Genomic DNA, 15,587 nt, shown 5'->3' on the forward strand with positions numbered 1-15,587 from the left:
CGGCGGGTGCGGCGGGTGCGGCGGGTGTTGGGGTGCGGCGGTCGGTGGGTGGGAAACTACGCGTCGGCGCCGACACCGGCCCGCACGTCGGGGATCTCGCCGGCGTCGGTCTCGTCGATGACGGCGGCCTCGACGGCGGCCTCGGCCGGCGTGGCGGTGTCCTCGAGCGCGGCGAGGTAGTGCTCGGCGTCGAGCGCGGCCGAGCAGCCCGAGCCGGCGGCGGTGATGGCCTGGCGGTAGGTGTGGTCGACCAGGTCGCCGCAGGCGAAGACGCCGGGCACGTTGGTACGCGTGGAGCGGCCGTCGACGAGGACGTAGCCCGCCTCGTCGGTGTCCACGACCCCGGTGACGAGCTCGTTGCGGGGGTCGTGGCCGATGGCGACGAACAGGCCCGTGACGTCGAGCTCGCGGGTCTCGCCGGTGACGGTGTCGCGCAGCGTGACGCCGGTCAGCTTGCCCTCGCCGTGGATCTGCGCGACCTCGCTGTTCCAGGCGAAGCGGATCTTGTCGTTGGAGTGGGCGCGCTCGGCCATGATCTTGCTCGCGCGGAGGGTGTCGCGGCGGTGGACGATCGTGACGGACCGGGCGAACTTCGTCAGGAAGGTCGCTTCCTCGATGGCGGAGTCGCCGCCGCCGACGACGGCGATGTCCTGGTCGCGGAAGAAGAAGCCGTCACAGGTGGCGCACCAGGAGACGCCGTGACCCGAGAGCTCCTTCTCGCGGGGCAGGCCGAGCTCGCGGTAGGCCGAGCCCATGGCAAGGATGACCGACCGGGCGCGGTGCACGGTGCCCGCGCCGTCGGTGACGGTCTTGACCTCGCCGGTCAGGTCGACGGCGGTCACGTCGTCGGTGACGAGCTCCGCGCCGAAGCGCTCGGCCTGGGCGCGCATGCCGTCCATGAGGTCGGGCCCCATGATGCCGTCCTTGAAGCCGGGGAAGTTCTCGACCTCGGTCGTGTTCATGAGTGCACCACCGGCGGTCACCGCGCCCTCGAACACCAGCGGGGCCAGGTTGGCTCGGGCGGCGTACACGGCTGCCGTGTAGCCAGCGGGGCCGGAGCCGATGATGATGACGTTGCGGACGGTGTCCGGACTGGACATGGTGACGTGCTCCTCGTGACGCTCTCGGGTCGTGCTCCTGGCCGCGGGTCCCCGGGCGTCGGACGTCCGGCGGGGAGCCGGTGGTGACGCGGGGCTGGCCGTGTGGGCTACAACCGATCCTAGGTGGTGCTTGTTCCCGCGCACGCGGGCTCGCGGCGGCTGTCGCTCACGCCGGTGCCGGGACCGTCGGACGGAGATCCCTCACGGGACGGGCGTGGCGCCTGCCAGCACCCCGGGCGTGCCGGTGGTGCAGCTGCGCTCGACCGCCCAGGCGGTGCTCGCACCGGCCCTTGTCACGACGAGGATCGCCGCGGGCCTGCCCTCGAAGGACGCGAGGTCCACCGAGACCGCGTCGGCATCCGGGTGGGCGGCGTCGACGGCGCCGATCGCCTCGAGGCAGGACTCGAGGCCGATGGGAGTGGCGATGGGACCGATCGCCGGCGACTCGGCCGCGAGGTCCCGGACCGCGGGGCCGGGGTGGTCGAGGAGCGTGCGGGCTCCCGCGGCGAGGGTGCCGGCCGTGTAGGCCGTCTTGCTGAGCTGGACGTGCAGGCCGCCCTCGGTGCCGGCCGCGGTCGGAGGGGTCGGGGCGGACGACTGGTACGAGCCGCCGAGGGCCGCCGCGCCGTTGGGTCGCTTGGTCACGTGCAGCGCCGAGGCGCCCGCGGCCACGACGACGGCAGCGGCCGCCACCGCGGCGACGAGGTAGGCCGGTCGAGTCCGGTTCGACCGGCCGGCGCGTGCGGGCAGGGTGAACACGGCACCGTCGCCCGGCCGGTCCGGTTGGCCGTCGCCCGGTTCCGCTGGGGGCATCTGCCGGCGGCCGAGTGGCCCGGGCTCGACGCGCAGCCGGGCCTCCTCGAGCAGGGCGGCCTCGATGCGGTCGGACACCGCGGTGGGCATGGGGCCCGGCGCGGGCACGGAGGCCAGCAGGGCGCGTACGTGGTCGACCAGCTCGGGGTCGACCAGCTCGGGGTCGACCAGCTCGGGGTCGACCAGACCTGCGTGGCCCCCGCGGGTCTCGAGCGGCTCATCGCGCAGCGGGCCCCGGTCACGGCCCTGAGTCGAAGCCGTCCCGGTTGCCGGTTCGGTCCGAGGGCTGCGCCCGGGAGCGGGCTCAGGGGAGTGCGCGGACTCGTCCACGGGTGTGGTCCTTCGGGAAGACGTGCAGTGGTCGTCGGCGGCCTCGATCGGGGCGTCGAGCAGGCAGGGTATGCCGGTCGCCGTGGGTCCGACGGCCGCGCGGGGCCCCCGGGTTCCATCGGATTCAACCATTCTCGGCTGGGAGCCAGACGCGCCCCGGCGTGGACGCGGTCGGCTGGCTGCCGGTGGTCGGGGCGCGTGGGTCAGCGCGACTCGACGGGGCGCACGCTCGGGATCAGGCCGAGCTGCTGGGCGAGCGCAGCGCGGCCGCGTGCGCACCGTGACTTGATGGTGCCCTCTGCCACGCCGAGGATGAGGGCGGCCTCGGCGACGGGCACGGCGTGCATGTCGACGAGCACGAGCGCCGCCCGCTGTCCCTCGGGCAGGGCGGCCAGGGCCTCCTGGATGTCGAGGCGCACCTCGGTGGAGGCGTGGTGGTCGTGCCGGTCGGCCAGCTCGTACTCGGGCAGCTCGGCCGTGGGGCGCCGGCGCCGGAGCCGGTCGAGGCAGGCGTTGACGACGATCCGGTGCAGCCACGTCGTGACGGCTGCCTCCCCCCGGAACGACTCGGCGCGCCGGAAGGCCGCGAGGAAGCCGTCCTGGACGCAGTCGGCGGCCAGCTCCGGGTCGCGCACCGTGCGCAGTGCAACGGCCCACATGCGGTCCTTGTGTCGCCGGAAGAGCTCGCCGAAGGCCTCGTCGTCCCCGGCGACGTGCCGCGCCAGCAGGTCCCGGTCGCTCACGTCGGCGACCGGCCCGGCAACCCCCGAGACCACGGTCAGCGCACCGTGACTTCGCTGATCTGTGCGCGGTAGTGGTTGCTGGCTTCGGCGGGTGCGGCCTTGGTGATGAAGACGATGATCTTGCTCGCCGGCTGCAGGGTGCCGCTCGGCTTGATGGACACCGTGCCGCTGGCGTCGCTGGCGGACCCGATCTTCTGGGCGCCGTCGAGCGAGCGGGTGGAGCCGGAGTCGGTGGCGTAGACGGTGACGTCCTGGGACTTCGGCAGGTCGAGGACGACCTCCTTGACGACGGTGGGCGCGCTGAGGTCGAGCAGCACCCCGACGCCGTCCTTGTTGCCGTTGAAGCTCTTCGTGCCGTACCAGCGGGACTGCCAGGTGGTGCCGGTGTCGCCGTCGAAGGCCTTCTGGACGCTCTGGTCGGACTCGGTGCCGTCCTGTGGGTCGAAGCCCGTGCCGCCGGTGATGGAGACGGGGGCCGCGGGCGGTGCCTGCGTCGTGGTGGGCGACGGCTGCTGCGAGGGCGTGCCCGACGTGGTCTGGGTCGCGCTCGGGGCGCGCGTCTTGGTCACGGTCACGGCGGTCGCGGGACCGTCGTGCCGACCGATCATCGAGACGTTCTTGATGCCGATGATGAGAGCGACGACCACCAGGGCACCGACGATGGCCAGGGCGATCCGGGCCTGCGTCCCGCTGGGAGCGTCCGGCGTCTCACGGTGCATGACCGGCAGGGGCGGGTCGAGCCGTGTGGCGGGCGCCTGGTCGAGGGCGTCGTCGAGCCCGATCTCCTCACCGTCGAAGTCGTCGTGCGCGGCTCGGCGCTCGGCGGCGCGGGCCGCCGCCCTGTCGGCCGCCGACCTGGCGAAGGAGCCCACGCGGTCGCCGATCGCACCGGCGACGCCGCCGGCAGCCGCGGCCGCGGCTGCGACGCCGCCCGGGACGCGGCGGCCGTTGTCGCCGGCTGCCTCGTCGGCGCCGTCTGCCGGTCCGCCGGTCGAGGCCTGGCGATCGTCCTCGTCGAGGGCCGGCCGCGTGCTCCGCGGCGAGCCGGTGGCCGTGACCTGGTCGAAGGCCACCGTGCTCTCCTGGGCGCTGCGGGAGGACCGGCCTCCGGAGCCCGAGGCGGCAGCCGCGCCGATGACGGCGGTGGCGCCCGCTCCGGCCGCCACCGCAGGGAGCGTCCGGGTCGCGCCGCTCGAGCCGCTCGAGCCGGCGGAGCCACTCGAACCACTCGAACCACTCGAACCGGTCGAGCCGCGGCCGCCTCTCCCGTGCAGGCCGATGCCGGTGGCGCCGTCGGAGACGGCCTGTTCGGCCGGCCACGGGGCGATCTGCAGGGCCAGATCGCCCGGGGAGACCGGCCCACGGCCACCCTCGCCCAGGGTCATGCGGCAGATGAGGTCGAGGTCGTTGGGCACCCCGACGGCGATCTCGGAGGGGGCGGCGACCCCGCCGACGATCGTCGGCGCGGCCTCGAGGCCGACGGGCCGACCGGCGGGGATCAGCCCGTCGTCGACGGCCACCATGGGCCAGCGACCGGTCAGGCCGGCATACGCGAGCTTGACCAGGCCCACGGCGTCGGCGCGGGAGGCCCGCTCGTCGGAGAGCACGTCGGTGTCGGTGAGGGCCGCCTCGGTGGCGAGCCCGCGCAGCTTGACCGCACCGTCGGGCATGCGCAGCAGCGTCGCAGGGGTGAGCGCGAGGTGGTGCAGGCCGCGGTGTGAGGCCTTGTCGAGCGCCGTGGCGGCCTCGCCGGTGAGCCGGCGCACCTCGTCGGCGGCCAGCCCGCCGCCCTGGAGCAGGTGCGTCAGGGGCTCGGCCCCGGTCAGGGGCTCCTCGACGATGAAGCCGACGCCCTGGTCGCTGCCGACGTCGAGGACGCGGACGAGCCGGGGGTCCTCGATGCCGGCGGCGCGGCGGGCGGCATCGAGCGCAGCCGCCGCGACGGACGAGCCGGCGGCGAAGCACACCAGCACGACGTCGCGCTCGAGGGTGTGGTCGATCGCGCGCCAGCGTTCGTGGTGGGTGCCCTCAGAGGTGCGCAGCGTGACCGCGTAGCGACCCCCCAGGACCGTTCCGGGTCCGACTCCCTGCACGTGCGTCACCCTCCCCTCGTCCGGTGGTGCGTGGATGCGTGGCTGCGGCCCATCCTAGGCCGACTCACCTGCGTTCCCCGTGGTTCGCATCGCCGAGCGACTGGTTCGCTGCGGTGACCGCTTCGATGTCGGCGATCTCGTCGACGCGCGAGGTGCCCTTGCGCACGGCGCGGATGACACCGGCGACGAGCACGAGGCCCACGAGCACCCCGCCGACCCAGTAGATGGTGGCGTCGAGCGGGTTGGCTGCGACGGGGATGGTGGCCGGGGAGCCGATGACGGTGCCGTCGGCCGTGGTGAGGAAGGCGCGGATCTGGGCGCGGCCGGCGGCGACGGCGGCGACCTCGACGGGCACGTTGGTGCGGGACGAGGGCCCGATGGTCACGGGCGCCGGCTGCGCGACGACCCGGACGCGGGGGTTGTCGGGCACGAGCCGCAGGCGGATGTTCTCGACCGTGTAGTCGAGGCCGTTCTCGACAGTGACGCGCAGGGTGCCGTTCTCGGCGAGCAGGTTGATGGTGCTGGTGCGCGGCACGACGCGGATGGCGCTCGTGGCCGCCCGCACGTCGGCCGCCACCGAGCCCGCCAGGGCCGGCCAGGCCGTCGGCTGGTAGCGCCAGCGGACGCTCGCCAGCTCGTCGAGCACCTCGCGGTAGGTCCGCTCGAACTGCTCGCCGTCGCGCAGCACCGACGAGACGCTGACGAGCGTGTCGCGCTGCTCGGCGATCTGCGCGAGGCGGCGCGTGGTGAGGACGGGCGGCGGAGCCATGCCCGGCACGGTCGTGGCCGCCGCCGTCTGCGGCTGCGCCCGGTCGGTGCCGCTGTTCGTCAGGAGGGAGGCAGCCGGGACGGGGTGCAGCCACGGGGCGCTCGACGTCGCCGCGAGGAAGGAGGCGAGGGCCGTCGGGTCGGGGTCGAAGGTGCGCGGCGCGACCACGAGGACGGAGCGGGCGGTGCCGGCGCGCTCGCCGAGCAGCACGAGCGTCTCGGCGAGGTAGCGCTGGGTCGAGAGCACCGGGCTCGCGTCGGAGCGCTCGGGCAGCAGGGCGGACAGACGGCTGTCGTATGCGAGCAGCCGGGTTCCCGAGGCCGTCACCCGCCGCGCGGTGGGCGTGTAGGGGCTCGCCCTGGTGATCGCCGCCGAGTCCACGACGATGCCGGCCGGCTTCTTGACGGGGGTGCCGGAGAGCAGGGTCTGCAGACCCTGCTCGCGGCCGGCCGGGAGCAGCCCGTCGACGGGCCAGACGATGTCGGTGCGCGCGCGCTGCCCCAGGCGGGTCGACAGCGCGGAGGCGCGGGTGACGAGGTCGCGCACCAGCGAGTTGGCCGGGTCGGTCGCGACGGCGGCGGCGAGGTCGGCGTCGGCGTACGGGAGCGCCCACACGCTGCGCCCGCGCAACTGCCCGACGAGCGCGTCCCCGAGCGCGGCGATGGCCTGGTCGGGCGCCGGCGCCCCGGTGGGCTGGGCGCCGGAGGTGCTCGGGGAGGGAGCGGGCGTCGAGCTGGAGGGCGCCGGGGTGCCCGTGGTCGGGCTTGCGGTGGCGTTTGCCGGCCCGGACGCGCTCGTCGCGGCGGAGGGGCCAGGTGCGGTGGTCGCGGGCGGTGTCGTGGCGGGCGGCGTCGGGCTCGGGGTCGTGCCGGAGGGGCCCGGGGCGGGCGCGGTGGGGCTGTCGCCACCCGGGGACGCGTCGGGTCCGAGGACCGAGGGGTCGACGGCGAGAACCACCGCCTTGCCCTTGGTGCCCTCCAGCAGGCGGGAGATCCGCGACCCGGGCCCGAGCGCGCCCTGCCACGCGTGCAGCCGCGCGTTGTCGTCACGCGAGAAGAGGTCGACGTCGGGGTCGAGGGTGACGGGCACGACCGTCGCGACGTCGAGCGGGACGTACTCCTTGCGTCCGTTCCAGGCCACGAACGTCCGGGTCGAACCGGTCGGTTCGGAGGCCCCCTGCTGCACGACCTCGACGGCGATCGGCACGGCCGCGAAGGCCTCGGGGGAGCGCAGCCGCTCCCAGGGCACCGTGGCGGTGAACGCCTGGGTGCGACCGGGCGCCACCGTGGGCAGCCGGGTCGTGGCCACGGTGAACCCTGCAGCCCGGGTCTTGCCCGACGCCCAGTCGTCGAGCGCCGTGCTCTGGCGCACCTGCGTGTCGCCGCGGACGACGCGGACCTCCGGGACCGACAGCGGGCCGTCGGTGGGCGCGGTCACGGTGCCGGTGATCGTCACGTCGGTGCCCGGCTTCACGACGGCCGGGGTGAGGGTCTGGAGAACGATGACCGCCGCGTCCTTCGCGGGCACCACGTCCGGTCGGGGGGTGGCGGGCACGAAAGGCTCGGAGGGCGTGACGGGGGCGGCGACGGGGAGGGACGCGGCGGCATACGGCGTCGGACCGGCGGAGCCGAGCGCGGCGGCGCCGCCGGCGAGGCTCGTCCCCAGCGCGGCCAGCACGGTCGCGGTGGCAGCCAGGGAGCGCACGAGGCGGGCCGCGCGACGCCCGCTCCTTCCCGGACGCCGCGACCCCTCGCGGATCACGCCGTCCCTGCCAACCGGTTCCACGCCGCCTGCGCTATGCGGCGCTCGTTGGGGAAGGTCAGCCGGCGGTGCACCTCGTCGAGGCGGATCCAGGCCACGTCGATGGCCTCGTGGTCGGGGTCGTTCTCGATCGAGAGCTCACCGCCCGTCGCCTCGAGGAGGTAGTGGTGCACGAACTTGTGGACGCGCTTGTCCGACGTGGCGAACCAGTAGTCGATGGTGCCGAGCTCGATGAGCACCCGGCCCTCGATGCCGGTCTCCTCGGCGACCTCGCGGGCCGCGGTCTCGACCAGCGTCTCGCCCGGCTCGACGTGACCCTTGGGCAGGCACCACTCGATGCGCCCGGCCCGGTTGCGCCGGGCGATGACGGCGATGAGCGCCAGGCCCTCGCGCACGTCGACCACGATGCCTCCGGCCGAGCGCTCCTCGACCGCGGGCAGCCGCCTCCCCGGCACGGGGCTGGGGACGGGCTGGGCGCTCACATCGCCACCATAACGGGCCCGACAATGAGTCCCCTCGTCCTTCCGACCGGGTCGCGAGGGCGTACGCGCGTGGTCGGGACGGCACGAGTCGCTCACTAGGCTGAGGCGCGTGCCAGACCGACCCGACACGCCCGCACCCGCCGGCAGCCGGCCCGCCGACGCGGGGCTGCCGCTGCTGCGCGCCGCCGTCGCCCGGCTCGCCCCCGTGCTGCCGCTCCTGACCGAGCTGGGGGAGCGGTTCGCGGCCGCACGGCACGAGCTGGCGCTCGTCGGTGGCCCGGTGCGCGACGCGTTCCTCGGCCGCGTGTCGCCCGACCTGGACCTGACGACCGACGCCCGGCCCGACCAGATCCTCGGGGTCGTCACCGGCTGGGCCGACGCGCACTGGGACATCGGTCGCGACTTCGGCACCATCGGGCTGCGCAAGGGCTCGCACGTCATCGAGATCACGACCTACCGCGCCGACACCTACGACCGGACCTCCCGCAAGCCCGAGGTGATGTTCGGAGACAGCCTCGAGGGCGACCTGGTGCGGCGCGACTTCACCGTCAACGCCATGGCGATCCGGCTGCCGAGCCTCGAGTTCGTCGACGTCCACGGCGGCCTGCCCGACCTGGTGCAGCAGCGGCTCATGACCCCGTCGGCGCCCGAGGAGTCCTTCGCGGACGACCCGCTGCGGATGATGCGCGCGGCTCGCTTCGCCTCGCAGCTCGGCTTCGAGGTGGCGCCGGAGGTCCGGACGGCGATGGCCGAGCGCGCCGGCACGCTGTCGATGATCTCCGCCGAGCGCATCCGCGACGAGTTCACCAAGCTGCTGCTCTCACCCGACCCGCGGCTGGGCCTGACGCTGCTCGTCGACACCGGCCTGGCGGACGTGTTCCTGCCGGAGCTGCCGGCCCTGCGGCTCGAGCTCGACGAGCACCACCGGCACAAGGACGTCTACCACCACTCACTCATCGTGCTAGAGCAGGCGATCGACCTCGAGGGGCCCGCCGACGGGCCGCCCGAGTCGGTGCCCGGTCCCGACCTCGTGCTCCGCCTGGCGGCCCTGCTGCACGACATCGGCAAGCCTGCGACCCGGCGGTTCGAGGACGGCGGGGGCGTCTCCTTCCACCACCACGAGCTCGTCGGCGCCAAGCTCGCGAGCAAGCGGCTCAAGGCGATGCGCTACGACAAGGAGACGACCAAGCAGGTCGCCCGCCTCGTCGAGCTGCACCTGCGCTTCCACGGCTACGGCGACGGCCAGTGGACCGACTCGGCGGTGCGCCGCTACGTCACCGACGCCGGCCCCCTGCTGCCCCGGCTGCACCGGCTCACCCGCTCCGACTGCACCACCCGCAACGCCCGCAAGGCGCAGCGGCTCTCCCGGGCCTACGACGACCTCGAGCAGCGCATCGAGCGGCTCGCGGCCGAGGAGGAGCTCGCGAGCGTGCGACCCGAGCTCAACGGCAACGAGATCGCGCAGGCCCTCGGCATCCGGCCCGGCCCGGTGCTCGGCGAGGCCTACGACTACCTCCTGTCGGTGCGGCTCGACGACGGCCCCATCGGCAAGGACGCCGCCCGCGAGAAGCTCCTCACGTGGTGGGCGCAGCGCGAGACCCAGGCCTGACCGGCGCCCGGTGCGCCTCACGCATACGGCGGGGGTGCTTGCGGGTAGGCACGGGGTGGGCAGTGCTCCCCATCGCGCGACGCGTGCGCCCGGACGTACGCTCGGGCGCACGTCGAGCCGCCCGCGCACGGGGCGTCGCGTCCGCTGATCTGACACGGCCTGCCGTGAATGATTGACTGACCGCGCCGTTTCCCGAGCCTGCGGGAACGACCGAAAGGAACGAGCCATGACCACCCTCGCCTACCCGAGCGCGGACTTCCCGGGCCAGCCGGCGGTGAGCCTTGACGTCCCGCAGGGGTGGGAGCCGGTCCACGCGCCCGGCGCGACCATGGCTGCCCGGCTCCCGCGCGAGGGCTCCTTCGCGCCGAACGTGGTCGTCACCGTCGAGCAGTGCGGGCCCGTCTACCGCGTCGAGGACTCGCTCGAGCAGGTCGCCGTCCTGGCCGCCACCCGCGGCGGGTCCGTCTCCGAGCCGTATGCCGCCGAGCTCGCGGGTGCCCGCTTCGTCGGGTGCGACGCGACCTGGCCCGACGGCGACGTCGACACGGTGCTGCAGGCCAACCTCTTCCACCACGTCGCATCGGGCGAGACGTCCGGGCACGTCGTGCAGCTGACCGGAGCGGTCGGGGGTTCCGACGCCGAGGCGGACTACGAGCTGATCCGCCAGGTGCTCACCACGGTCCGCGTGGTCCCGTGGGGGTCCGGCGGGGCGGGGACGACCGGGGATGCCGAGGGCTCAGCGAGCTCGGAAGGCCCGGAGCGCACCGAGGGCCCGGCGAGCAGCGAGGTCGCCGGCTCATGAGCGCGACGATGCCCGCCATCGCCGCGGGAGTGGCCACCGACGTGGGCCGGGTCCGGCGCCACAACGAGGACTCTGCGCTGGTGCGCGGCACCGTGTTCGTCGTGGCGGACGGGATGGGTGGCCACGCGGCGGGCGAGGTCGCCAGCCGGATCGCGGCCGAGACCGTCGTCGAGCTCGCCGACCGCAACGTCCTGCAGGTGGGCGACATCGTCGAGCAGGTCGCCGAGGCGAACCGGCGCATCCTCGCCTCCGCCGCCCGACACCCCGAGCAGACCGGCATGGGCACGACCGTCGCCGGACTCGCGCTCGTCTCGGGCGGGGGCTCCCGGCACTGGGCGGTCTTCAACATCGGCGACTCCCGGGTCTACCGCCTCCTCGACGGGCGGCTGGCGCAGGTCACCGTGGACCACTCCGAGGTGTGGGAGCTCGTCGAGCGCGGGCTCATCACCGCCGAGCAGGCGCAGCGCCACCCCGGCCGCAACATCGTGACCCGGTCGCTCGGCCGAGAGCCGATGGGCGCCGTCGACACCTGGGTGTTCCCGCCCTACCCCGGCGAGGCCTTCGTCATCTGCTCCGACGGGATGTCCAACGAGCTGAGCCTCGAGGAGATCGAGGCGATCCTCGTCGAACACCCCGACGCCGAGGAGGCCGCGGACGCGCTGGTGCGCGCCGCGGTCGAGGCCGGGGGCCACGACAACGTCACTGCTATCGTCGTCGCCGTACAGGGGCAGGGCCACGATTCGGACGTGGACGAGGACACCACCCCGCGCGAGACCGTGAACGGCTCATCAGGGGAGAGCAGGTCGTAGACGTGAGTGGCCCGTCCGATGTCCCAGCTGTCGTCGTCGAACGGGCTCCCGACGGGTGGACGCACATCGGGGGCCCCGGCATGCACCTGCTCATCGGCCTCGACGAGGAGGACGACCGCACCCTCGCAGCGAGCGACGCCGCCGACGGTGGCGACCTCGACGACGTGCTCGAGGTCCTGACGGCCGGGGGCATGCGCAAGGCCCACCACTTCGTCGGCGTGCACTGGCAGCCGCGCAGCCGCATCGTCGCCTTCGGCCCCGTGTCGGCGCAGGTCACCCTCTCCGACGGCAGCGAGCACGACGTGCGTGCCACGAGCGCTCGGGTGTGGACCGACCTCGAGCTCCCCGAGCATCCCGAGCGGGTCGTGCTGCGCGTCCTCGAGGAGTCGGAGCGCTCCCAGCCGCAGCCGCCCCAGACGCTCGGGTCCCCACCGGTGGCGGGCCCGCCGGTGGGTGCCGCGGCCGAGGTCGCTGACGGTCCTGACGAGGAGCCCGATCCCGAGCCGGCGCCTGAGTCGGCGCCCGACTCCATGGCTGCGCCTGACGCTCCTCCCCGGTCCGAGCCGGCGCCCGCAACAGGTGCGACCGAGGCGGCCACTCCCGAGACGCCCGCCGTGACCTCGGCCGGCCCGGACGCTCCCGTCGCGCCACAGCCCCCGAGCAGCAGCCGCTGGGACCGCAGCTGGGCGGTGCCCGCCGCCGCGTCCGTCGCGTCCGTCGCGCCCGTAGAGCCGACCCGAGCCCCCGACGCCAAGCCGGCCGCAGCCCCGGACCGCGAGCCGCTCGCGCAGGCAGCGCCGGAGCCGGTCCCACCCTCAGCTCCTCCTCAGGAGCCGGAACGCGCTGCCCAGCAGAAGGGTGCCCCTGGGCGGGAGTCTGCGCCCGAGCTGCGGCCCTGGTCGTCGGTGCGGCCGCCGGTCGCGCCGCCGTCCGTCAGCCCTGCCTCGACTCCGGCCACGGCCGCCGCGCCCAGCGCTGCCGTGCCGGCCTCAGTCACCCAGCCTCCCGGTCCACCCTCCACTGCCCCGGCGGCGCCCGAGGTTCCGGCCGCCGAGGTCCCGGCCGCGGACGACCTGCCACCTGCAGCGCCCCGCGACGTCGACTCCACCTGGGCGGCCCGACCCGTGCTGGAGCCCGAGACGGTCCCGACGAGCGCCCCCGCGCCTGTCGCTGCCGCCCCCGATGACGCCCAGGCCGACGCGGCCCAGCCCGCGGTGCCGAGCTACGACTACCTCTTCGGCCACACGACAGCCGCCGACGAGCACCGTCGCGTCCTCGCCCAGCTCTCACGGTCCGAGGAGGACGAGGAGCCGGCCGACGACGACGTCCCGTCCGCCCCGCCCGTGCCGGCCGTCGCGGACACGAGCGAGGCGCCGGTCACCAACCTCCCACCGGCGCCCGAGGTGCCGGCTGCCCCGGTCCCGGTGGCGCACGACGTCCCGGCCGAGCCCGAGGGTGGGCTCATCTCGTCCGTGCCCTGGGCCAGCCCTGCGTCGACCCCCGAGGTGCCCAAGCCAGAGCCCGAGGTGCCGCACTTCTCCGGCCGGCACACGCCACCGCCGCCACCGAGCCTGCTGCCGCCGCTCAACACGCCGCCCCCGGGTGCGCGCGCCCCCGAGGCCACCCCGCTGATCTCCACCCTGCCGGTCGACAGCCCACCGGCTGCGCCCGCTAACACGCCCCTCCTGCCGTCGAACGTCGACACCGTCCCGACCCCCGCGCCGACGGTCCCCTCGGCGCCGGAGGTCGGCACGGCATACCCCGCGGTGTCCCGACCCGGCGCCGAACCCACCTTCGAGGTGCCGATCGCACCCCGGCCGCCGGTGGCCGCGCCCGCGACCACACCCCCCATCGCCTTGGCACCGATCGCCTCCGCACCGATCGCCTCGGCGCCGACCGCCTCGGCGCCGATCGCCACGCCACCCGAGGACGACGACGACGCCGAGCTCACCGTCGACCGCAGCGCCCTCCTCGAGGCGCGCCACGCCGCCCAGAACCAGACGGTCTCGGGCCCGAGCGTCCTCGCGGTCCTCTGCTCGGCGGGCCACCCGACGCCCCCGCACAGCGACCGCTGCCGGGTGTGCGGTGCAGGCATCCCGCCGCAGGGCCCGTTCACCATGCCGCGGCCGCCGCTCGGTGTGCTGCGCCTGTCCACCGGCGACGTCGTGACGCTCGACCGCAGCGTCCTGCTCGGCCGGGCGCCCAAGCTCGGTGACGGGCTCGCGGTCCACGACCGCCCGCACGTGGTCAAGGTGCCGAGTCCCGAGCGCGACATCTCGCGCAACCACGTCGAGGTGATCCTCGAGGGCTGGCACGTGCTGATCCGCGACCTCGGCACCACGAACGGCACCACCGTCACCCTGCCGGGTGAGAGCCCGGTGCGCCTGCGCGCCAACGACCAGCAGGTCCTCGAGCCCGGCTCGCTCGTGTCAATGGCCGACGAGGTCTCCTTCACCTTCGAGACCGCGATCTGATGGCCTCGCGCAAGGGAACCCCGCCGAAGATCCCGGGGCTCGTGTTCGTGCAGCCGCTCGGTTCGGGCGGCTACGCCGACGTCTTCCTCTACGAGCAGCAGAGCCCGCGCATGCCGGTCGCGGTCAAGGTGCTCAAGTCCGAGGGGCTCACCGACGCGCTGCGCCAGCAGTTCGTCGAGGAGGCCGACACCATGGCCGCGCTCGGCGACCACCCCTACATCGTGCAGGTCTTCCGGTCCGGCACCTCCGACGACGGCCGCCCCTACCTCGTCATGAAGTACTACCCGCCGCCCAACCTCGCGATGCGGGCGCGGGCCGAGCGCTTCTCCGTCGAGGAGGTGCTGCGCACCGGCATCCAGCTCGCGAGTGCCGTCGAGACGGCGCACCGCGCGCACATCACGCACCGTGACATCAAGCCGGCCAACGTCCTCGTCAGCGCCTACGGCGCCCCCGGGCTCACCGACTTCGGCATCGCCGGTCGTGGCGCTCGCGAGGGCGACACCCCGACCGAGACCACCGACGACGTCGGCGTCTCGGTGCCGTGGGCGGCCCCCGAGGTGCTCTACGGCCAGAGCAACGGCGACGAGCGCTCCGACGTCTACTCGCTCGCCGCGACGCTGTGGCAGCTGCTCGTGGGGCGCTCGCCGTTCGAGGTCCCGGGCGGCGACAACTCCGCGTACGCGTTGATGCCCCGGATCCGCACCACCCCGCCGCCCCCGACGGGCCGCCAGGACGTGCCGCCCGGCCTCGAGCGCCTGCTCGCGCAGGCCATGGCGAAGGACCCGGCCCACCGGCCCGCCTCGGCGCTCGAGCTGGCCCGGGCCCTGCATGCGGTGGAGCAGCAGCAGCGCCTCGGCCGCACCCCGATCGTCGTGCTCGACGAGCAGGGCCACACCACCCTGGTGAGCCAGACGTCCGGCTCGCCGACGGGTTCGTCGGTCGAGGACGAGGACCGCACCCGCATCAAGGCCCCGCAGACGGTCGTGGCCCAGCCGCTGGGGCCCTCGCCGCAGTCGCCCGACGACGAGACGCGCCGCCGCGCCGAGGCCCCCGGGGCCCGCTGGTCGCCCCCGCCGGCCGCGGCGACGTCCCCGGGGCCTGGTGGTATGCCGTCCGCCGCGCCCGTTCGCCCGGCCGCGGTCACCGACCCCGTCTACAGCCGGACGACCCCGCTCGACGCCGACACGGCCGAGGAGCCGACGGTCCGGCGCGCGGGCCGCGCCGCGGGCGCTCAGGCGGTGGCCGCCCCGACAGCCGCGCCGCCGTCGCCGCTGACGCGGCCGGGCGTGCTCTGGAGCCTGGTCGGCGGGGTCGTCATGCTGGCCGCCCTCGTGCTCTTCCTCCTGCTCCGCCCGAGCGGCGACGAGCCGGCGCCGACACCGGCCGGGCCGACGCCGCGCGCCACGGTGTCGATGCCGGGCGACGACAGCGCGATCGGCGACGGGCTCTTCGACAAGCCGACGCTCTCCGCCACCTCCACCCGCGGTGCCGTCCGTTTCACGTGGAACTATCCCTCCTCCTCGAAGAAGGACGTCTACCGCGTCTCGGTGGGTGCCACGCCTGCCGAGGCGGGCAACACCGACAAGACCACGTTCGTCTCCGTCGCCGCCCGCAGCTACACGGTGAAGGCGGCCAAGGGCACGAAGGTGTGTGCCACCGTCCTCCTGACCCGGTCCGGCCAGTCCTCGCCCGGCTCCACCATCCAGTGCGAGACCGCCCAGTGAGCGCCGGCCGCAACCGGCTGAGTATGCCGGCGGGTGGACACGGCCGCACGCGGAAGGCACCCTCGAGACCAAAGCCAC

The 15,587-nt window shown here is 74.8% G+C and carries 11 protein-coding genes; 5 read left to right on the forward strand and 6 right to left on the reverse strand.

Annotated features, from left to right (window positions below; all coding sequences use genetic code 11):
* Positions 1-56: 56 nt before the first annotated feature.
* From trxB to AB0316_RS01900, 6 genes are all read right to left on the reverse strand, one after another.
* Complete coding sequence (trxB, locus tag AB0316_RS01875) at positions 57-1,100, reverse strand: thioredoxin-disulfide reductase (protein WP_366269966.1); 1,044 nt, start codon at positions 1,098-1,100, stop codon at positions 57-59.
* Positions 1,101-1,301: 201 nt separating this feature from the next.
* Positions 1,302-2,243, reverse strand: coding sequence for a hypothetical protein (locus tag AB0316_RS01880; protein ID WP_366269969.1), 942 nt, complete (start codon positions 2,241-2,243; stop codon positions 1,302-1,304).
* A gap of 203 nt (positions 2,244-2,446) precedes the next feature.
* Entirely contained in the window at positions 2,447-2,986 is a 540-nt protein-coding gene (gene sigM, locus AB0316_RS01885) for an RNA polymerase sigma factor SigM (protein ID WP_366269972.1), read from the reverse strand.
* 35 nt (positions 2,987-3,021) lie between these two features.
* Entirely contained in the window at positions 3,022-5,088 is a 2,067-nt protein-coding gene (locus tag AB0316_RS01890; protein ID WP_366269974.1) for a hypothetical protein, read from the reverse strand.
* A 55-nt stretch (positions 5,089-5,143) separates the two neighbouring features.
* Complete coding sequence (locus tag AB0316_RS01895; protein WP_366269976.1) at positions 5,144-7,609, reverse strand: DUF6049 family protein; 2,466 nt, start codon at positions 7,607-7,609, stop codon at positions 5,144-5,146.
* The gene (locus AB0316_RS01900) at positions 7,606-8,091 is read right to left on the reverse strand and encodes an NUDIX hydrolase (protein WP_366269978.1); all 486 of its coding nucleotides are present in this window, start codon (positions 8,089-8,091) and stop codon (positions 7,606-7,608) included. Before AB0316_RS01900 ends, AB0316_RS01895 begins: the two co-directional genes overlap by 4 nt.
* Before the next feature lie 109 nt (positions 8,092-8,200).
* Between AB0316_RS01900 and AB0316_RS01905 the strand changes: the two genes are divergently transcribed.
* The 5 genes from AB0316_RS01905 (at position 8,201) to AB0316_RS01925 (ending at position 15,509) form a co-directional block, all read left to right on the forward strand.
* A complete protein-coding gene (locus tag AB0316_RS01905; RefSeq protein ID WP_366269980.1) occupies positions 8,201-9,700 on the forward strand; it encodes a CCA tRNA nucleotidyltransferase in 1,500 nt (499 codons plus the stop codon).
* 226 nt (positions 9,701-9,926) lie between these two features.
* The gene (locus AB0316_RS01910) at positions 9,927-10,502 is read left to right on the forward strand and encodes a hypothetical protein (RefSeq protein WP_366269982.1); all 576 of its coding nucleotides are present in this window, start codon (positions 9,927-9,929) and stop codon (positions 10,500-10,502) included.
* Entirely contained in the window at positions 10,499-11,311 is an 813-nt protein-coding gene (locus AB0316_RS01915; RefSeq protein WP_366269984.1) for a PP2C family serine/threonine-protein phosphatase, read from the forward strand. The genes AB0316_RS01910 and AB0316_RS01915 overlap by 4 nt, the downstream gene beginning before the upstream one ends.
* Positions 11,312-11,313: 2 nt before the next feature.
* Complete coding sequence (locus AB0316_RS01920; protein WP_366269986.1) at positions 11,314-13,785, forward strand: FHA domain-containing protein; 2,472 nt, start codon at positions 11,314-11,316, stop codon at positions 13,783-13,785.
* The gene (locus AB0316_RS01925; RefSeq protein ID WP_366269988.1) at positions 13,785-15,509 is read left to right on the forward strand and encodes a protein kinase; all 1,725 of its coding nucleotides are present in this window, start codon (positions 13,785-13,787) and stop codon (positions 15,507-15,509) included. The genes AB0316_RS01920 and AB0316_RS01925 overlap by 1 nt, the downstream gene beginning before the upstream one ends.
* The last annotated feature ends 78 nt before the right edge of the window (positions 15,510-15,587 follow it).

The organism is Terrabacter sp. NPDC080008 (genome assembly GCF_040702505.1).
Lineage (GTDB): Bacteria > Actinomycetota > Actinomycetes > Actinomycetales > Dermatophilaceae > Terrabacter.

Bases quoted from the DNA above. Each gene is read 5' to 3' on its own strand.
- AB0316_RS01925 (WP_366269988.1), top strand. From the start codon at position 13,785: ATGGCCTCGCGCAAGGGAACCCCGCCGAAGATCCCGGGGCTCGTGTTC.
- AB0316_RS01915 (WP_366269984.1), top strand. From the start codon at position 10,499: ATGAGCGCGACGATGCCCGCCATCGCCGCGGGAGTGGCCACCGACGTG.
- AB0316_RS01910 (WP_366269982.1), top strand. From the start codon at position 9,927: ATGACCACCCTCGCCTACCCGAGCGCGGACTTCCCGGGCCAGCCGGCG.
- trxB (WP_366269966.1), bottom strand. From the start codon at position 1,100: ATGTCCAGTCCGGACACCGTCCGCAACGTCATCATCATCGGCTCCGGC.